This window comes from Marinomonas sp. A3A (genome assembly GCF_018336955.1).
Taxonomy (GTDB): Bacteria; Pseudomonadota; Gammaproteobacteria; order Pseudomonadales; family Marinomonadaceae; genus Marinomonas; species Marinomonas lutimaris.
Map to the genome: position 1 here is coordinate 1920371 of NZ_CP025532.1, position 19775 is coordinate 1940145.

Below are 19775 nucleotides of genomic sequence, written 5' to 3' on the forward strand. Positions count from 1 at the left end.
AGGCTTCACCGTGAGCATCGACCAAGAGGCTGATGAAGCGGTTGTCGTGAACTTCACCTACAGCGGTGTGGCGGCAGACGGCAGTGACTTCACAGGCGTCGCGAGCGTGACGATCCCAGCGGGCTCAACGACTGCGGACCTCGACATCACGACCATCAATGACGGCATCTACGAAGGAGCAGAATCCTTCACAGTCAGCATCGACAGCGTGAGCGGTGCGGATGCGACCGTGTCTTCTGATAACGGCAGCGCGTCCGTGACCATCGACGACGCGCAAGATGCGCCAGTGGTGAGCATCGTTAGTACGGCGGTTAATGCGGACGGTGACACTGTGATTGAAGGTCAAGGCGCGGTGTTCACCGTGACGTTAAGCAATGAAAGCACCTCGGATCAAACGTACGACTTCAGCTTGACGAACGGCACAGCGGGCAGCGACGACTACGACACAGACCTGTCGAACGTGACGTTCAGCGGTGGTGTCACTTACGATGCGGACAGTGGCAAGATCACAGTGCCAGCGGGCGTGACCGAGTTCACGGCGACGGTCGCGACGACCGATGACACGATCGACGAAGCGAATGAAACGTTCACGTTGAATGTGGGCGGCGAGAGCGGCACAGCGACGATTATAGACAACGACTTAGATACGCCAAAGGTGTCTATTATTGACGATGTTGATAATGATGAATTTATTAGTAAAGCTGAATTGGGTGATGATAACGTTCAAGTTGAGGTGGCTGTAAATGGTGAGAAGTTGCAGCTTGGAGGTGTTGTTACTCTTACTATTGCTAATGGTGATGGTCAGGAACGTACAGTTTCTTTGTCTCTGAATGTTAATAGTGATTTAGTTGATGAGAACGGCACTCCTCAAATTTCGTTTAGTTATAGTGATGGAGTTATAGCATGGACTGAAAATGTCATGGACGGAGATGCCATAACCGTATCTGCCTTCCAGACAGATGCTCATGGTAATCAATCTGCAATAGGTGCTGATACTGCAACTGTTGATATAACAGCTACAGAAGCTCCAACCGTTACAATCACGGAAGATGTTAATAACGATGGTGTAATTAGTAATGCTGAACTAGTAGGTAAAGTAAATGTCGAGATAGGTTTGCCAACAGGTGCAGTTGCTGGTGATACTTTAACCGTAACTGGGCAAGAGCCTATGGTATTGACGGAGGAGCAAATAACGGCTGGAAAAGTGCAGTTTGAGTTTGATCGTCTTAAAGATGGTTCTACCTTGGTAGTTGATGCAACTGTTACTGATAAAGCCGGTAATGTTTCTGAACCGGGAACAGACAGTGCGAAATTTGATACTTTAACTATCGCTTATATAAATGATAATGGCGCTCCAATAGAGGGTGATAATGCTGAATTTATTGTCACTCTGACTCAAGCTACAAGTTCTGATGTGACGATCAAGTTATTACCTACCTTCGATAGCGCTGCAAGTGCTGATGATGTTGATCTTCAGAATATGACTGCTAGTTATGTTAATTCATCTGGTGATACGGTGATGTTATCTATAACTGAAAATGGAAATGTGACCATCCCTGCTGGTGTGATTTCTATAAATATCAGCATCCCAATAGTTGATGATGCCATTGTTGAAGGGGTAGAGCATTTCAAATTAGCTATCAAGGGGGTAGATGGTGTTGTTGCCTCTGATTCCGCAACAATTGGTATCATTGACAATGATTTCTCTGACGGTGATGAAAATGTTTCCACTGCTGAAGATCATGTGACATCAGGTAATGTGCTTAATAATGTTACTAATCTAGCTAGCATTTTTACGGTCTCAGTCAGCTCTTTTACTGTGAATGGGCAGACTTATAGTCTGACGGATTCCGATTCTAAGATAGCTACTATTTCTGGTGTTGGTACCTTTACTCTTTCTGCTGATGGTGGTTATAGCTTCATCCCTGAACAAGATTATAACGGTTCTGTGCCTGACATTTCATATACTGTTACTAATGGCTCTGGTACGGATGTTACTTCCACCTTGTCTATTGAGGTTACAGCTGTTGATGATGTGACAGTGACTGTTAGCGATAAAGGATTGACTAATGAAGATACAACTCTTTCTGTAAATGCGGCAAACGGCGTTCTGTCTAATGATTCAGATGTAGATAGTGCTTTTACTGTTGCAACGTATTCTATAAATAATGTTACTTATCAAGCTGGTGACACGGTTGTAGTCAAAGGTTCTGGTGATGATTCGGATAAAGACATCGGTTCGTTAACACTTCGAGCAGATGGTTCTTATGAATTTGTGCCAGCTGCTGATTGGTCTGGTGATGTTCCGACGGTTAGCTATACAACATCTACAGGCGAAAGTGCGGATTTGGATATTAATGTCGTTCCAGTTGCTGATGCACCTAAGGTCGAGCTTACTATAACGGCTTCAGAATCGAATGAAGGCTCTAATACTGGTGGCATTACTCAAGTTAACGGTGGTAGTGGTCAACCAGGTGGTTTTGATGTTCAAAACGGCCAAATTATCAAAATTGGTGATGGCGTTCGTGTGTGGTTGACTAAAGGTGATTCAGTACCAGAAATTGCAAACCCAGACTCTGAACATCCTGGCGTAGTAGAGTATTACGGGGATGGCAATCCTCATGGGTCTTCAAGTTACGCTGATATATTTGTCGTTCATCCAGATAGCGGTTGGTTCTATACACAGTCTGATTGGAATGGGCGTGAGGAGTTTAGAGATCTTAATTCTGTATTAGGTGGATCTGTTTCTCAGCAGAGTCCTGATGCAATGAAGGATTATATTTTCTTATCAGGTGATACTACAGGTTTTGATGTAAGTTTCGGTCCAAATAATAGAAATGGTAATTTTAATACTATCGACAGTATTGTTGTTAAATATGATAACCAAACATTGATTAGTGGCAGCAATCAAATAGAAGGTGTTATCTATGGTAATGGTACACTTGACGGCCCTAATCAAGATGACACAACAATTGAAACAATAGCTACTAGCCAAGAGTTTTTGGTTGATGTATCTGCTGAACTTACTGATACGGATGGTAGTGAAACACTTTCTGGTATTACGCTCTCTGGTATTCCTGATGGTGTTGATGTTGAGCTTGTTGGAGCGCGTGCAGGCGTTACTCTTACTCTTGGTGATACAGGTTGGGTTATTAGTAATCCGGATGGAAAAGATTTAACCGGAATTCAGTTAAAAATGACTGTGCCGCAAAATTCTGATGCGTTCACTATTAGAGCGGAAGCTATAACGACAGAGAAAGTAGGCGGCAGTACTGCTGTTGGATCTTATGCAGCTGAATTTGTTGATACTGATACAGTTCCAACTATTACTGTTAATAATGAAGCCCTTGCTAAACTTAATGTGCTTACGGATGACTCAGATCTAGTTGCTGAGAATTCTGTTTCTGCTACTACGACTGATTTTTCTAAAGTGTTCGATATCGGTTACGGTACGGATGGCCGTGGTGATGTTGCTTATGAAATTAAGCTTGCAGAATCTTCAGTTGCCACTGGCTTTACTGTATCCAGGACGGGTGAAGAGATTAGTTTGTCATTAGATGGCGGTAAATTAGTTGGTTTGACAGAAAGTGGAACGAAGGTATTCGAAGTTACTGTTGATGGTGATGGCAAGGTCTCTATGATCCAATATCAAGCAGTTTCACACCCTGATACGAACAGCTCTGATGAACAGGTTTCATTGAAAGATTTGGGTGTTAAATTAGCTATAACAGCTGCAGATGGAGACAGTAATACGTCAGCAGGAGATTTGGGTTATGTTGAGGTTGATCTTGGTTCACATCTTAAATTTGAAGATGACGGTGTCACTATTTCTCAAAATGAGCCGGCAGAGGGTTACCATGTCTCGACGCAAGGCGTAACTCAAGTTGTCACTGGTAGTTATAGCTTCGCGGTAACTGGTGCGGCATGGAGCCCTTCCGATTCTGCGAACTCAGGACATACTGTTAATGGATCTATATATCAAGCTGATGGGTTTACCATTCAAGCTATTGGGTTTGATACAAATGGCAACCTAACCCAGGCGCAAGTCTTCCAAACAGATTATCGTGGTCTGTCTGTTTATAGTCCTGAAGCCTCATCTTCTATTGACGAGCTAGCAAGTGAAATTTCTATTCGAAATGGTCAATCGGAAGAGATTGTATTTAAACTTGAGCCTGGACATTTAGCATTTGGTATTAATGCGCAATTAAGTTCTCTTTTCATCAGTGGTGAACAAGGTGATGCAGCGAATGAAATTGCAAAAGCAGTATTTTATCGTGATGGTAAAGAAGTGGGTTCTACGACTAACTTTACTGCGGATTCATTAGGTGGTCATTTGACGACAGATTTAACCTCAATTCCGGGCGGTTTTGATGAGGTGCATTTCATTGCAGTTGATAACGGAACGAACTCCAATAATGCGACTAATAGTGATTTTGCTATACAGTCTATTTCTTTTATCGGGGTCGATTCTGCTCAGCCTATCGCAAGTGCAACTGGTCAAGTAACCGCAAGCTCAGCTGATGGTATTAGTGATTTCAAATTAACTGGCTTGGTCGATGATTTAGGTTATACCGTTACTTTTAGTGATGATGGCCATACCCTTACAGCGAAAGATACTGATGATCATAAAGTATTTGAAGTTAAGTTAAGTGAAAAAACAGGCGCTTGGGATGTTCTGCAATATCAGAATATAGCTAAAGATATTCAGTTTACAATAGCGGCTATCGATAGTGATGGAGATAGTGCAACCACTACAGTTAAGCTTGAATTAGCTGGTGTTGCTAGTGAAGCTCCCACTGTTGAAATTACCGAAGATTCGAATAATGATGGCGTGATTAGTGCTGATGAATTGAATGGTGCAATTGATGTAAAAGTGACTTTGCCAGAAGGTGCAGTGGTTGGTAATACGATTACGGTAAGTAATGGAACAACAAGTACTAGTATCGTATTGAATGCGGCCTCTATTGCAGCGGGGTTTGTGGCGACAACATTTGCGAACCCTGGGGAAGGCAAAGATATCAATGTCAGTGCGACACTTAGTGATAGGTATGGCAATACTTCTGATACTGGTACGGATAGCGCGACAATTCATACCGCAGTTTCTGTATCGGAAGAAGGTTTGGTTAATGGCAACCCTGATAATCTAGGGAATCCGGATACGACAAATAGCGCAACCACATCAGGTAAGTTCTTTGTTCATGAGAGTGATAATTTACCGGTATCGTTAGTTCTACCGAACGAAGATATACAATTGAAATCAGGTGGAGTGGAGCTGACTTGGACGTTGAGCGATGATGGTCATACGTTAACAGGATCAGCTGGAGACAAAACCATTTTGGTCGTTACATTGAACGGAGATCTTGATAGTTCAGGAAAAGGCTCTTATAGCGTGACGTTGGAAGGAGCTCTAGATCAACCTTCGGCTGGTGAGGAAGACACTGTTTCTGTGCCGTTCGAGATTAAAGTGGGTGATGGATTAGCTGTAACGACACAAACAGTTACTGTGTCTATTGAAGACGATTCACCTAGTGCTGTAACAATGAATGCGACGTTTAATTTAGAAGGGGTGGATTCCTACTCTGTTAGTAATTTGGCTGCTGGTTTTTCTTCTTCTTATTATTACGATCGCAATGGTAATAATAACTCTGATGGGATGCAGTTTAATAACACAGACAATGATTCATATCAGGATGCGATAATTTGGGGGAAAACATCTGACTCGGATAGCATATATAGTAGTGTTGTCGTTAGTGAATCGGTTGCACATAGCAATGTTTCAATTGATGATGAGGTAATTGTCGCTTCGATTACCCATAGAAATAATGCGACTTCTCAGAGTGAGGATTCATTTTCGCACTCAAACTTTAATGTGGATGTCACCTTGACCATTGGTGGCAAGCAAGTCACAGTAAATCTATCATCATTGTTAACTATTAATGAAACGGCGAATAACACGACTAACAGCGGAGATGTTTTAACGCTAGAAAATAGCAGTAAGACAATTATTGTCGGTGGTGTTAGTTATAATGTTTACCTTGATGGTTTCTTGGTGGATGGCGCTATAACAAATACTGTTACAACACCTGAAAATAAAACAGTCACCTATAATATAGCTGCTCATGTTGAGCCTATTGGCTCAGTCTTAACGAGTTCCATGTCAGGTATGCTTGAAATAGATGCTGGTGCGGATGGCTTAGATAAAGTGATAGAAAATACGACCAGTAACAACAATGGAACCTTTGTTACTAACTCAAATGGAAGCTATGTCTTTACTGCCAGTGCTGCACTTATTGGTTCTTTAGGAAAAGGGCACTCTAAAGTTGTGAGCTATCAATATACAGTGATTGATAACGACGGCGATTCTGTTCTTAACACCATCAATATTACTGTAAATGGAACAGGTAGTACGGTTACTGAGTCAAGTGATACTACTTTTGAAGATATGAGCCATTTGGTTGATCAAGTATATGCAGGAACCTCTTCAATACAAACAGGAGCTGGTTATGATGGAAATATATTTAATACAAATTGGAATGATGGTGGTTGGAGTAATACCCTTTATGGTGGCGACTCTAGTTTATTGAAGAGTGGCAATGATACTATCCATGGTAACGGCGGGAACGATACTATATATGGTAGGGGCGGTAACGACCTTCTTACTGGTGATGATGGTAATGATTGGATAGATGGTGGAAGTGGCAACGACAGCATAAGCGGCGGAGCAGGAAGCGATGAGCTTTATGGAGGTTCTGGTAATGACTTGTTAGATGGCGGAAGTGGTAATGATTACCTTTCTGGTGGAGCAGGCAATGACATCTTAATTGGTGGCGCTGGTGATGATTCGTTACTTGGCGGCGATGATAATGATGTTCTAATCGGTGGGTCAGGTAATGATACCTTAACTGGTGGGGCAGGAGCTGATTTGTTCGTGTTAAATAATGCTTCGATCGATACCATTACAGACTTCAATGCTAAGGACGATGCGCTAGATTTAACAGATCTTCTGACTGGCGTAGCTGGTGACCCAGGTGCTGATGCGTCCGCAGATGCGATTGCGAGCTTCTTGTCAGCTCATGTTACTGTTACGGATAAACATGTAAAAGTGGATGGCAGCGATGTCGCTACATTTGGTTCTGGTTCTAACTTTGATTCAAATGGAAGTGGCAGTGTTACTGCTGCTGACTCCATCAAAGTCATCTACAACGATCAAGAGTACAACATCAACATTGATGGCTAACTTTTCTTTGAAATAGACGCTACTAAAAAGGCCGAATCGTTTTGCGATTCGGCCTTTTCGTTTCTGTAACTTATTCAATTTAGAAAGTGATTATTTCAATTACTTAAAAACTATACGCCTAAGCCGATAGGGCAGCTCACGCCAGTTCCAGCTAGTCCGCAGTAACCGTTCGGATTTTTATGAAGATACTGCTGATGATATTCTTCAGCGAAGTAATAAGTTTCAAGCGGTTCGATTTCTGTGGTGATCATGCCGTGACCTGCAGTAAGTAATTCTTTTTGGAATGCAGCCTTACTAGCTTCAATAATTGGCATATCTTTATCATTGGTTGTATAGATAACAGAGCGATATTGACTGCCTATGTCGTTGCCTTGGCGCATGCCTTGAGTTGGGTCGTGGTTTTCCCAGAAAACCTTAAGCACGCCCTCTAGCGAGATAATAGAGGTATCAAACACAACTTGTACGACTTCGCTATGTCCTGTTTGTCCTGAGCAAACTTCTTCATAAGTTGGGTTGGGTGTAAAGCCGCCAGCATAACCAACAGAAGTGACGATAACGCCGGGAGTATTCCATAGTTTGCGCTCGGCACCCCAGAAACAACCCATTCCAAGAATAACCTCGGATTCATTAGGTTTTTCAGAGCGGACAAACGGTTCATTGTTGACAACGTGTATACCTGAAATTTTTAAAGGCGTACTTCTACCGGGTAGGGCATCGGCTTCAGTGGGGATTGCTGATTTTTTCAGAATGGCTTCAATATTGCTGGGCATGATTGGCTCCTAACCTATTGGTCGAAAATATTGGATGGCTACCTTTTACCTTGTGGTAGCGTAGGATACAAGTATTTAAGCTTCTCTATATCTAATTAGAGGCTGAGTCTGTTTGGTATAGGTAGATAATGAGGCAGAAAGAGTTTTTTTCAACTAATCCTATCTAGTTCTCTTGCAGAGCTTGACTCTTAGATTAATCTACCTATAATACGCACCTCGTTGGCAAGGGTTGAGCGAATTAGCTTAACCAACAAGAATTGATGAATGATTGTTGTTAACGATGATTAGTCGCGGGATGGAGCAGTCTGGTAGCTCGTCGGGCTCATAACCCGAAGGTCGTTGGTTCGAATCCGGCTCCCGCAACCATTTTAAAAAAGGTCGTTGGTTCACTTTTTAAATAAGAAAAGGGCTCCTGCAACCGTTTTAAAACAATAGGTCGTTGGTTCACTTTTTAATTAAGAAAAGGGCTCCAGCCAAAACTAATCGAATGAAGTTGTTAGTGATGTAAAGAAAGTTAATTTGTCGCGGGATGGAGCAGTCTGGTAGCTCGTCGGGCTCATAACCCGAAGGTCGTTGGTTCGAATCCGGCTCCCGCAACCATTTTGAAAAGGTCGTTGGTTCACTTTTTAATTAAGAAAAGGCTCCTGCAACCATTCATATTAATTTAGTCACATAATTTCCTCAGCATTAAAAGATAAAATCTAAACTGTATCAATAGTTTAGCATGGCGCGGGATGGAGCAGTCTGGTAGCTCGTCGGGCTCATAACCCGAAGGTCGTTGGTTCGAATCCGGCTCCCGCAACCATTTTTAAAAGGTCGTTGGTTCACTTTTTAATTAAGAAAAGGCTCCCGCAACCAATTTATAGTATTATTTTGGCAACATGATTTATCTTTAATTTCTATATATAAGCTATATAAATTGATAGCTTAATTTGTCGCGGGATGGAGCAGTCTGGTAGCTCGTCGGGCTCATAACCCGAAGGTCGTAGGTTCGAATCCTGCTCCCGCAACCAAATATCAGATTTGGTCATACAAATATTCAGAAATAAATTACCAAAAAGTAAGCTATATCAATAGTTTAACTTGTCGCGGGATGGAGCAGTCTGGTAGCTCGTCGGGCTCATAACCCGAAGGTCGTAGGTTCGAATCCTGCTCCCGCAACCATTTCAAAATTCGTATGTTCACCTTTAAGTTCAAACAAGTGCTCCCGCAACCATTTCAAAATTCGCAGGTTCACTTTTAAGTTCACACAAGTGCTCCCACAACCATTTCAAAAAACTTCAAGCAAAGCCAGTTCTTATTTTATATTCCAGCCAACACTAAAATTTTCCTGATTAAAGCTTCGATCTATTTTTTAGTTTATTGCTTGGTCGTTAAACCTCAATTTAGGTTTTAAATATCTCATCAAAGTACTTCACACCTTAGACGTATTGGTCAAAAAGGCAAAATTTTATAAGACTCTTTTACCGTTAAATCAAGGGGTATATCAGTTACCTATAGCTCTTTCTACAAGACTTTTTACAAGAAAAATCCATTCACAAGTGAGCACAGTAGCCACATAAAAATAGCGTAGTAGATACTGTTAGTGACTATAGTCTTGGTTGGTATTTGATAGCGGCTAGTCATTAATAATCCCAGCCCCGTTAATCCACTACTGCCTGCGGAAATAGCCCAAGCGCTTAAGAATAAAAAGCCTAATTGAGTAGGATCTGGATGCAGTGGCAGCAGCATTGGGCTAACAATCGCTATACTCACCACAGGGTGAATGCCTATTATACCAACGGCGATCATAGCCGCGAGAACAAATGAAAAGAGCAGCGGGCTAAACGTAAAGCTTTCTAAATTAAAGAACTCTGGATAACTCAATATTATCGCGCTAATGCCATTTGAAAATATTCCCGCCGCGAGAAATAGAGCAAATTGACTGCCGATCTGTGGCAGCTTGTGGTTCACGAAATGCAGTAGGCTTGCTTTTCTAGAGGCAGTGCGCATTAGTAACAGAGTCGCGCTTGGCGCCAAAAGGCAGATAAGTACTAGTATGCTGATATTGGGCCAAATAAAGTGAAAAAATATAACGCTCGAAGCTAAAAACATAGGAATAAAAAGACTTTCACGGCGAATTGGATAGCCGTTGAAATCGCCTTTTGTACGTTTATACGCCTCGATACTGGAAAAAATGATGGCAACTAATCCCATTGCAATGCCTGGAATAAGTGTTTTTTGCCACTGCATGCCTGGTGCATAGATTATAGCTACACCCGTTGCCACGAAGAAGGGTGACCACCAAGCCGCAGCAGAAAAATTACGAGTCAGTATAAATTGTTGTACTGGACTTAATTTGATTATTCCCTTCATGCGATCTGCGAACACCATAATCACCGATAGATTAATCACAGCGCCTAATACTTGAACGCCAATAGCCGTGTTGAATATGGCACTGAAGCCTTTTGGTAAAGGGCGTTTTTCATCTGTCGAGTTGGTTAAATCTAAAAATGAAACGGCAACAAACATGGCCAACATCGGCAGGTTCACTGCAAAAACCTGCTGCCAAGTCATCCATGTGCCTTTTGACCCTGCGAACAGCAATGCTGCTATTCCTATTGCCATTAGCCAAGTGACTTGACGTTTCGCGCTTGGCGCTAAAGTATGCCACATGGCGATATTAGCCCCCCACGCTAATAAGGTAGGAAGTAACACAGGGATGAAGTGAGCAACAGATAAGAGATAAAAAACCAAGGTGCCAAGCACAAACCAACCAGTGTATTTTTTGAGTAGATTCATTGTAGTTCTTAGCGTCCTTGTGTCATGTAGGTGTGCTTTGCTTAACGCTTTCTTGTTAACAATCGTGATCTAAACGGTATTTTAGATAGGCTCTAAATAGTGATGTATCTGTAGACGATGGGCAAGAGGCGGAGTACTTATTATCGTATATCCGTTTGTATTCAGCGAAACAGCTACGGCTAAATTCAATATTTGCTTACTCTTCATAGCTTTGATATAGATTCTTTCGCTTTAACAAATAATATATCAATCATCTCAAAAGGATAGGATCAGATGAATCATTTAAGAACAATCAAAATCGTGTTAGTTGGCTGTGTTGCTCTGTTCGCAGGGGTGGTGGCTTTTAATAATGTTGTGGATTACGGGTCTAACTTTGCTTTTGTGCAGCATGTATTAACCATGGACACGACGTTTGAGTGGAATGAGTTAAAATATCGTTCAGTCGATGAACCTGTTTTGCATCACGGATTTTATTGGTTAATTATCTTGACTGAAGCTTTAGTTGGTATTTTGTGTGCGTTGAGTGCATGGAATATGTGGCAAAAGAGAAAATTAGATAAAAAACAGTTTAATGCTGCAAAAGCACTGGCAAATTTTGGTTTAGCACTTGGTGTGTTGCTTTGGTTTACCGGATTTATGACCATTGGCGCAGAATGGTTCTTAATGTGGCAGTCGCAGATTTGGAATGGGCAAGCTTCTGCGTTTCGTTTTATTGTCGTGTTGTTTTTAGTGCTTATCTTTATTAACCAAATTGAAGAAGAGTTTTAGTTAGCTCGTTCAAAAGCTGCTCTTATGTATCATCAAAGCCCTTTGGATTAGCGTCCAAAGGGCTTTTTTGTAAAAACGCTAAACGGAAACAAAAAAAGATAATACCGCTTATTAAAGCGTCGATTTACATTCGTCTCACTCCATCAGGAGATCGTTCACTTTTAATAAAAATAACAAGGAATGAAAAGATGAAAAAAATCCTTTCCATAAGTTTGCTGGCAACACTCTGTGCAGCAACATCTCTTCCTGCATTGGCGGCGGGTGAGAAAATCGGTTTGTTGATGTCTGACTTACGATTAGAGCGCTGGCAGAAAGACCGAGATTTGTTTACTGAAGCGGCCGAATCTATGGGCGCTAAGGTTTACACACAATCTGCCAATGGTGATGCAAATACACAAATCTCTCAAATTGAAAACATGATTTCCCGTGGTGTCGATGTGTTAGTTATTGTGCCAGAAAACGGTGAAGTACTCGGTAATGTTTTGGCAGAAGCCAAAGCTGAAGGTATTAAAGTACTGGCCTACGACCGATTGATTAAATTCGCCGACATCGATTTATATGTGTCTTTTGACAATATTCGTGTGGGTGAAATGCAGGCCGAAGCTTTACTGAAGCGTAAACCAAAAGGTAATTATTTTTTGATGGGAGGGTCGCCAACAGATAACAACGCGAAGATGTTCCGTCAAGGCCAAATGAACGTACTGCAACCTGCGATTGATTCGAAGAAGATCAATATAGTCGGTGACCAGTGGGCAATGGGTTGGTCTGCTGAGGCTGCGTTAAATATTATGGAAAATGGTCTTACTGCCAATGCTAATAAAATTGATGCGGTTGTAGCGTCTAACGATTCTACCGCTGGTGGTGCGATCCAAGCACTAGCTGCACAAGGTTTGAGTGGTAAAGTGGTGATTTCTGGTCAAGATGCTGATTTAGCATCAGTGCGTCGTATTGTTGCTGGCACACAGACTATGACGGTTTACAAACCGATTTCGAAACTGGCAAAAACCAGTGCTGAAATGGCGGTTAAGCTAGCTCGTGGTGAAAAAATCAAGGTGAATGGCTCTGTTAACAACGGCAAAAAAGATGTGGATGCCGTGTTGTTAACGCCGATTTCGGTTACCAAAGACAACCTAGATTCAACTGTCATTGCTGACGGATTCCATTCTCGTAATGATGTTTACAATCCTTAGTTTTCCTAATGTATGGCGCTCAATTGAGCGCCATTTGCTTTTCATAAGGGTGTAAATATGAAGCAAACATTATTGGACATGCGTTCCATTGTAAAAAGCTTTTCGGGTGTTCGTGCCTTGAATGGCGTGAGCATTCAGCTTGATCGTGGTGAAGTCTTGTCTATCTGCGGTGAAAATGGTTCGGGTAAATCGACCTTGATGAAGGTGTTAAGCGGCGTATGGCCGTTTGGTTCTTACGAAGGAGAAATCTTCTTTGAAGGTAATCTTGTAAGAGCATCGACAATCCGAGATACCGAAGCGCTGGGCATCGTCATCATTCATCAGGAATTGGCGCTCGTTAAAGAATTGTCGGTGATGGAAAATATTTTTCTTGGTAATGAGCTTGGTTCTTTTGCACGACTCAATGACGAGGAAATGCATCGTCGTACGTCGGAATTATTAGCGCGAGTGAAACTAGACGTATTGCCCGATACGCCAATACGTGATCTTGGTGTGGGTCAGCAGCAATTGGTCGAGATTGCCAAGGCGCTGAATAAAAACGTCAAGCTGCTGATTCTTGATGAACCGACTTCGTCTTTGACGACAACGGAAATCGACATTCTATTGAACATCGTCAGCGAATTGAAACAGCAAGGTATTGCGTGCATTTATATTTCTCATAAATTGGATGAAGTATTGGCCTTGTCTGATTGGGTCACCGTGATTCGTGATGGTGACCATATTGATACCAAAGCAGCGGCTCAGCTGACACAAAATGACATCATCAGCATGATGGTTGGGCGAGAGCTAGACGAGCTTTTTCCAAGAGAAGAACATGACATTGGCGAGGTGGTTTTACGTGTCAAACACGCCACCGCCAAACAAGCTGGCGCGACCCGAGCGCAAGTCGAAGATGTCAGTTTTGAATTACGCCATGGGGAAATTCTCGGCATCTCGGGCTTAATTGGTTCTGGCCGTACCGAGCTGATGCAGTGTCTTTATGGTTCTTACGATGGTGACTATGAAGCAGAGATCGAGCTAGAAGGGCGAATCGTCAACATTCGTTCTCAGCGGGTGGCGTTAGAAGCAGGCATTGCCATGGTGCCAGAAGATCGAAAACGTCACGGTATCGTGCCCATTATGAATGTTGGCCGCAATATTACTTTATCCGTGTTGGGGAAATACTCTTCTTGGTTTGGTGCGGTGAATGAAGACAAAGAAAGTAATGACATCGACGATTATATTGAGCAGCTAAAAGTCAAAACCGCGTCCGCTGATTTGTCGATTAAAAACCTCAGCGGTGGCAACCAACAAAAAGCCATTATCGCCAAATGTTTATTAACCCATCCGAAAATTTTGATTCTCGATGAGCCAACTCGCGGCATCGACGTGGGCGCAAAATATGAGATTTATAAACTGATGTTTGCCCTCGTCAAACAAGGCATGTCGATCATCATGGTGTCGTCTGAATTGTCCGAAGTGATTGGTATCAGTGACCGAGTATTAGTGATGCATGAAGGGCGCTTGAAAGGGCAATTTGACCATCAAGGTTTGACCCAAGAAATGATTATGAACTGCGCGATCAAAGAAGGTGTAGCAAATGTTTAAAACAATAAAAACCAGTCAATTACAACTGTTTGCGATGTTAGCGGCGATGCTGCTGATTGTCGTCTTCTTTTCTATTGCGACAGATGGTGCGTTTATTTCGCCACGGAATATTTCGAACTTAATTCGTCAAACAGCCATAGTGGGTGTGCTCGCCATTGGTATGGTTTTTGTCATCATTAGTGCTGAAATCGATTTGTCGGTTGGCTCTATGATGGGCCTATTGGGTGGGATTGCAGCGATTTTGGATGTTTGGTTTAACTTTCCGATTTTACTTACCGTGTTAGTAACCGTCGTCGCAGGTTTGGTTTTAGGCTTGTTTAATGGCTGGTGGGTGGCATATCAACGCGTGCCATCTTTCATTGTTACCTTGGCGGGAATGTTGGCGTTTCGCGGTATTTTGGTGGGTTTGACTGACGGTGCCACGGTTGCTCCAACGTCTAGTTCACTGGCGATCATTGGTCAAAGCTATATTCCTTCCGGTTGGGGCATTAGTGTTGTTGGCTTGTTGTGCTTAGGTTTGGTGGCAAAAGTTTATGCTCGACGTAAGGCAAGAAAACAACACGGTGTTGAAAATAAAGCGGCAAAGTTTGAATACGCAAAAGCTTTTGTCGCGGTCGCTGTCTTACTCGTTTTGCTCTATGCCTTAGAAAGTTATCGAGGTATCCCAACGCCCATTTTGATCATGGGAGGATTAATCCTTATTGCCACTTATGTGGCCAAGCGTACGGCGTTTGGTCGTCGTGTCTATGCCATTGGTGGCAATATCGAAGCGACTCGCATGTCTGGCGTGAACGTTGAGCGGACCAAAATGTTGGTGTTTGGCTTTAACGGCATGATGGTCGCTGTCGCGGCTTTGATACTGACATCTCGACTTGGTGCGGGTTCTCCTGCGGCCGGAAATATGGCAGAGCTGGATGCCATTGCTGCCTGTGTCATCGGCGGAACCAGTTTGGCAGGCGGCGTTGGTGCCGTATTCGGTGCCATCATGGGCGCGCTAATTATGGCGAGTTTAGACAACGGCATGAGCATGCTCGATGTGCCGACTTTTTGGCAATTAATCGTCAAAGGCATGATTTTATTACTCGCCGTTTGGCTGGATGTGAAAACCAAGAAAGCACAGTAAAACTTCGTGTGCGAAGCTTGAATAGGTTTTGTAGGCCTGATGAGGGAGGTACGACCGTGATCAGGCGTGAGATGTTACGTATACCGTTAACTGTCAGATCACGCCTTCGTTCCTCGGCTCATCTGACCTACAAGATCCACAGAAGTTGTTTAGCAATAATCATGACGATTAACAAAATGAAGGATATTTTTTAATGTATATCGGCATCGACCTCGGCACCTCAGGTGTCAAAGTGATTTTAATGGCGCAAGACGGAAACGTCGTAGCAAGCTGCTCATCGCCTTTGTCAGTATCTCGCCCGTTTGATTTATGGTCTGAGCAAAGCCCAGAAGACTGGTGGCAAGCCACGGACTTAGCCATGTTGCAGTTAGCGGCAGAGCATGATTTGCAGGGCGTTAAAGCCATTGGCTTATCAGGCCAGATGCATGGCGCTACATTATTGGATAAAAAAGGCGATGTATTAAGACCTGCGATTTTATGGAATGACGGTCGTTCCCACGAAGAATGTTTGTTATTGCAAAGGCGCTGCCCAGAAGTGCAGGCAATTACTGGTAACTTAGTGATGCCAGGTTTTACCGCGCCTAAATTGCTTTGGGTCAAACAGCATGAGCCAGAGATTTTTGGGCAAATCGCGAAAGTGCTGTTGCCAAAAGATTACCTGTGCTTTCGCATGACGGGCGAGTTTGCGACCGATGTATCCGATGCCTCTGGCACCTTATGGCTAAACATGGAACAACGCTCTTGGAGTGACACCATGTTGAGCGCCACAGGATTAACGGCAGAGCAAATGCCAAACGTATTTGAAGGATCTCAAATCACTGGTGTGATTTATGACGATTTAGCAAAACACTGGTCTATGCCGATTGTTCCTGTTGTGGCGGGTGGTGGCGACAACGCCGCTGGCGCTGTGGGTATGGGGATTATATCGCCTGAGCAAACCATGTTGTCGCTTGGTACATCAGGAGTTATTTTTGCAGTAAGTGATGGTTTTACGGCCAATCCAGCCGCCGCTTTGCACAGTTTTGGACATGCTATTCCTAATACTTGGCACACTATGTCGGTGATGTTGAGCGCCGCGAGTTGTATTAATTGGGTGACGAAATTAGCTCAGTTTAGCAGTGTAGAAGCCGCTTTATTAGCGGCTGAAAATCGAATAGATCACGACAATAATCTCACTTTTTTGCCGTATTTAAGTGGAGAGAGAACACCACATAATGATCCTAATGCGAAAGGCGTCTTTTGGGGCATGACCCATGAAACCACCGCAGCGGATCTTGTTCATGCAGTACTGGAAGGTGTTACCTTTGCTTTGCTGGATGGCTTAGATGCAGTACGGTCCGCGCAAAATATTAGCGAAAGCATTGATGTGATTGGCGGTGGTGCGAAAAGTACTTATTGGTTACAGATGTTGGCTGATGTGTTTAATGTGCCAATGGATTATCGCGAAGGTGGTGAAGTTGGTCCAGCACTGGGCGCTGCCCGACTGGCGGTGATAGGTTATCAAGGTCAAGAGACAGTAAGCGAAGTGTGTACGAAACCGGCGTTAATTAAGCGTTATCTGCCGAACCAGACTGGTGCCGCTCGATATGCTGAGAAACGCGAGCGTTTTCAGGCGTTATATCAAAGATTAAAAGGACTTTAATCAGCAAGAGCGGTGTCTTGTGATACCGCTCTTTTTTACAGGCTTTCTTTCATTACGATTTCTGTTATTCCCTTTCTGATTTTTATCATTCTCTAGAACTAATGTACTCTCAGCGAGTATTATCGAGCCAGCAAAAATAAAAATTAGAGACGCTTTTGTATGTTTGAAAAACGCTACCGACTTAATCTGGTGTTCAATGCTAATAAGGTTTACGACCGACAAGTCATTGAAGGTATTGGTGAATATTTACAAGCCGCGCAATGTGACTGGGATGTTTACTTTGAAGATGATTTTCGCTCTCGCCTTGATGCGCTAAAGCATTGGAAAGGGGACGGCATTATTGCCGATTTTGATAACCCTGAAGTCGAAGAAATCTTAAAAGATACTAATATTCCTACCGTGGCAGTTGGTGGTTCTTATCATCATAAAAAAGATTACCCTCGTTTGCCTTATGTGGCGACGGATAACGCGGCATTAGTGCGTTGTGCGTTTCAGCATTTGAAACGCAAAGGGCTGCCTCAGTTTGCCTTTTATGGCTTACCAAGTACGGTTTACAGTCGTTGGGCCAGTGAGCGAGAGCATGCGTTTGTGGAGCAAGTTCGCTCTGACGGATTTGAACCTCATGTCCATCAAGGTTTCTGCACATCGGCTGAAATCTGGGAAACTGCTCAACACGAGCTAGAAACATGGTTGACTGATCTTCCTAAACCCATTGGCATTATTGCCGTCACGGATTCCCGCGCACGTCATTTATTACAAGTCTGTGATCATCTGAATATCCTCGTGCCGGAACAAGTTGCCATTGTTGGGATCGATAACGAAAGCATGGCGAGATACTTAAACCGAACTGCTTTGTCTTCTGTTGAACAAGGAAGTAAGCAAATGGGTTATGAAGCGGCAAAAATGCTGCATCGTATGTTGTTAGGTTTTTCCGTTGAAGACTCACTGGTAGTGGTAGATCCAATTGGCATTACCGAAAGACAATCGTCTGATTATCGTGCTTTGCACGATCCTTATGTCATTCAAGCCATGCATTTTATTCGTCACAATGCGTGCCGAGGAGTGAAAGTGGCGCAAGTAGTGGATTACATTGGTATATCAAGAACTAACCTAGAAACCCGCTTTATCGACGAAATTGGCTGCTCAATGCACGAACAACTGCACATGACCAAGTTTTACCGAGCTTGTGAATTGATCACTTCAACCAATTTGCCGTTCGATGAAATAGCCCGAACCTGTGGTTATCCATCGGTGCAATACATGTACACAGTGTCACGCAAAAACTTGGGTATGACGCCGGGTGAATATCGAGTTTCGTCGCGGATGGGTAAAGACTCATAAGAGCTATTTTTCAAAAAAATAGTGCCCAGTAAAATAGGCAAATCAGACATTAGAAAAAACTCTTGATGCATTTTATCGATGTCGTTAAGTATACTTCCTGAAATGGTATTGGATTCTAAGTAGTTGTTTTCCTGATAAAGACGAGCGGTAAGCGCTTGATCTATTTATCATTGTTTGGAAAACTTGGCGGCTAAACAATTCAATCAAAACGATTCATGAAAGGGGAGTGTAAGTTTGTCTGCGACAATCAAAGACGTTGCGTTACGGGCTGGTGTATCGACAACTACCGTATCTCATGTTTTGAATAAAACGCGTTTTGTAGCCAAGACGACGCAAGAACGAGTTTTGCAAGCCGCCGAAGAGCTGAACTATGCTCCTAGCGCCGTAGCACGCAGTTTAAAGGTAAAGAATACCAAAAGCCTTGGCATGTTAGTCACCACTACTTTGAATCCTTTTTTTGCCGAATTGGTCAATGAAGTCGAGAAGTGCTGTTACCGAGAAGGTTACAACCTTGTGCTTTGTAATACCGATGGCGAACTCGAAAAAACCAATTCCTACCTGAGAATGCTGACGCAAAAACGTGTTGATGGCATTTTGGTTATGTGTTCCGCCTATGATGATTCGCTGTTTAGCTCTTTGATCGGACAGCGTAATTTGCCTATGGTTGTCATGGATTGGGGTCCATCTGACGATTATGTGGATCGTATACAAGATAACTCGGTGAAAGGCGCGCATTTGGCGATTCAGCATCTAATTGAACAAGGCCATAAACGCATCGCATACATTGGTGGTCCGTTAGAAAAGCTGCCGGCGAAGCAGCGTTTAGACGGTTTTATTGAAGCCATGGAACAAGCAAATCTGGCCATTCAAGACGACTGGGTGATTGAATCTGACTTCGAATTTGAAGGCGGTAAATTAGGGATGCGCCAATTATTATCTTGTCAGAATTTACCTAGCGCGGTGTTTGTTGGTAATGACGCCATGGCGATGGGGGCTATGAGTGAAGCACAATTATCTGGTGTTAAAATTCCACAGCAATTGTCTATCATCGGCTATGATAATTGTATGTATTCTGCTTATTTTAGTCCGCCGCTAACCACCATCAATCAGCCCAAAGAGCGGTTAGCCGAATTAGCGATCAGCACTATGATTGAGCGGATTGAGAATCCTCGTCAAGAAGGCAAAATGATTATGTTAGAGCCGAACTTGGTGGTTCGTTCGTCGGTAGCTGCTGTTTCTGCAAAATAGCTCCGATTTCTTGTTATTTTCTGTGTATTTTACTTTCAGCTTTTTGAAGTCACTGCTCGGTTTTAGACGAAAAACTCGTTTTAAGGTT

At 43.1% G+C, this 19775-nt stretch carries 10 protein-coding genes and 5 tRNA genes; 13 read left to right on the forward strand and 2 right to left on the reverse strand.

What is annotated here, in order from left to right; translation table 11 throughout:
• Nucleotides 1-10 precede the first annotated feature (10 nt).
• Entirely contained in the window at nucleotides 11-7237 is a 7227-nt protein-coding gene (locus CYL31_RS08910; RefSeq protein WP_249411743.1) for a DUF5801 repeats-in-toxin domain-containing protein, read from the forward strand.
• Between the two features lie 110 nt (nucleotides 7238-7347).
• Here the strand turns inward: CYL31_RS08910 and msrA are convergent, their stop codons facing one another.
• On the reverse strand, nucleotides 7348-8007 hold the full coding sequence (gene msrA, locus CYL31_RS08915) for a peptide-methionine (S)-S-oxide reductase MsrA (RefSeq protein WP_212918562.1): 660 nt from the start codon (nucleotides 8005-8007) through the stop codon (nucleotides 7348-7350).
• 289 nt (nucleotides 8008-8296) lie between these two features.
• Between msrA and CYL31_RS08920 the strand changes: the two genes are divergently transcribed.
• The 5 genes from CYL31_RS08920 to CYL31_RS08940 all read left to right on the forward strand — a co-directional run bounded on the left by CYL31_RS08920 (nucleotide 8297) and on the right by CYL31_RS08940 (nucleotide 9171).
• A tRNA-Met gene (locus CYL31_RS08920) sits at nucleotides 8297-8373 on the forward strand.
• Between the two features lie 157 nt (nucleotides 8374-8530).
• Nucleotides 8531-8607 (forward strand) — tRNA-Met (locus tag CYL31_RS08925).
• Nucleotides 8608-8735: 128 nt separating this feature from the next.
• Nucleotides 8736-8812: transfer RNA gene (locus tag CYL31_RS08930), tRNA-Met, on the forward strand.
• Between the two features lie 131 nt (nucleotides 8813-8943).
• Nucleotides 8944-9020 (forward strand) — tRNA-Met (locus CYL31_RS08935).
• Between the two features lie 74 nt (nucleotides 9021-9094).
• Nucleotides 9095-9171 (forward strand) — tRNA-Met (locus CYL31_RS08940).
• 354 nt (nucleotides 9172-9525) lie between these two features.
• Here the strand turns inward: CYL31_RS08940 and CYL31_RS08945 are convergent.
• The gene (locus tag CYL31_RS08945; protein WP_212918563.1) at nucleotides 9526-10788 is read right to left on the reverse strand and encodes a hypothetical protein; all 1263 of its coding nucleotides are present in this window, start codon (nucleotides 10786-10788) and stop codon (nucleotides 9526-9528) included.
• A gap of 273 nt (nucleotides 10789-11061) precedes the next feature.
• On the opposite strand from CYL31_RS08945, the gene CYL31_RS08950 reads away from it, so the two are divergent.
• The 7 genes from CYL31_RS08950 to CYL31_RS08980 all read left to right on the forward strand — a co-directional run bounded on the left by CYL31_RS08950 (nucleotide 11062) and on the right by CYL31_RS08980 (nucleotide 19687).
• Nucleotides 11062-11556 carry a DUF2165 family protein gene (locus CYL31_RS08950; RefSeq protein WP_212918564.1) on the forward strand — a complete coding sequence of 165 codons (495 nt, stop codon included), beginning with the start codon at nucleotides 11062-11064 and terminating at the stop codon, nucleotides 11554-11556.
• A gap of 188 nt (nucleotides 11557-11744) precedes the next feature.
• Nucleotides 11745-12746 (forward strand): D-xylose ABC transporter substrate-binding protein, encoded by a 1002-nt coding sequence (gene xylF / locus CYL31_RS08955; RefSeq protein WP_212918565.1) that lies wholly within the window; start codon nucleotides 11745-11747, stop codon nucleotides 12744-12746.
• A gap of 57 nt (nucleotides 12747-12803) precedes the next feature.
• A complete protein-coding gene (locus tag CYL31_RS08960; protein ID WP_212918566.1) occupies nucleotides 12804-14333 on the forward strand; it encodes a xylose ABC transporter ATP-binding protein in 1530 nt (509 codons plus the stop codon).
• Nucleotides 14326-15456: a sugar ABC transporter permease gene (locus tag CYL31_RS08965; RefSeq protein WP_072840857.1), complete on the forward strand. Its 1131-nt coding sequence runs from the start codon at nucleotides 14326-14328 to the stop codon at nucleotides 15454-15456. The genes CYL31_RS08960 and CYL31_RS08965 overlap by 8 nt, the downstream gene beginning before the upstream one ends.
• A gap of 193 nt (nucleotides 15457-15649) precedes the next feature.
• Nucleotides 15650-17098, forward strand: a complete 1449-nt coding sequence (xylB, locus tag CYL31_RS08970) for a xylulokinase (protein ID WP_212918567.1) — start codon at nucleotides 15650-15652, stop codon at nucleotides 17096-17098.
• Between the two features lie 159 nt (nucleotides 17099-17257).
• Nucleotides 17258-18439, forward strand: a complete 1182-nt coding sequence (locus CYL31_RS08975) for a XylR family transcriptional regulator (RefSeq protein WP_212918568.1) — start codon at nucleotides 17258-17260, stop codon at nucleotides 18437-18439.
• A 234-nt stretch (nucleotides 18440-18673) separates the two neighbouring features.
• Entirely contained in the window at nucleotides 18674-19687 is a 1014-nt protein-coding gene (locus CYL31_RS08980) for a substrate-binding domain-containing protein (RefSeq protein ID WP_212918569.1), read from the forward strand.
• Nucleotides 19688-19775: the final 88 nt, after the last annotated feature.

Excerpts from the sequence above, each read along its gene's own strand:
- msrA (WP_212918562.1), bottom strand. The coding sequence starts at position 8,007 with ATGCCCAGCAATATTGAAGCCATTCTGAAAAAATCAGCAATCCCCACT.
- CYL31_RS08945 (WP_212918563.1), bottom strand. The coding sequence starts at position 10,788 with ATGAATCTACTCAAAAAATACACTGGTTGGTTTGTGCTTGGCACCTTG.
- CYL31_RS08950 (WP_212918564.1), top strand. The coding sequence starts at position 11,062 with ATGAATCATTTAAGAACAATCAAAATCGTGTTAGTTGGCTGTGTTGCT.
- xylF (WP_212918565.1), top strand. The coding sequence starts at position 11,745 with ATGAAAAAAATCCTTTCCATAAGTTTGCTGGCAACACTCTGTGCAGCA.
- CYL31_RS08960 (WP_212918566.1), top strand. The coding sequence starts at position 12,804 with ATGAAGCAAACATTATTGGACATGCGTTCCATTGTAAAAAGCTTTTCG.
- CYL31_RS08965 (WP_072840857.1), top strand. The coding sequence starts at position 14,326 with ATGTTTAAAACAATAAAAACCAGTCAATTACAACTGTTTGCGATGTTA.
- xylB (WP_212918567.1), top strand. The coding sequence starts at position 15,650 with ATGTATATCGGCATCGACCTCGGCACCTCAGGTGTCAAAGTGATTTTA.
- CYL31_RS08975 (WP_212918568.1), top strand. The coding sequence starts at position 17,258 with ATGTTTGAAAAACGCTACCGACTTAATCTGGTGTTCAATGCTAATAAG.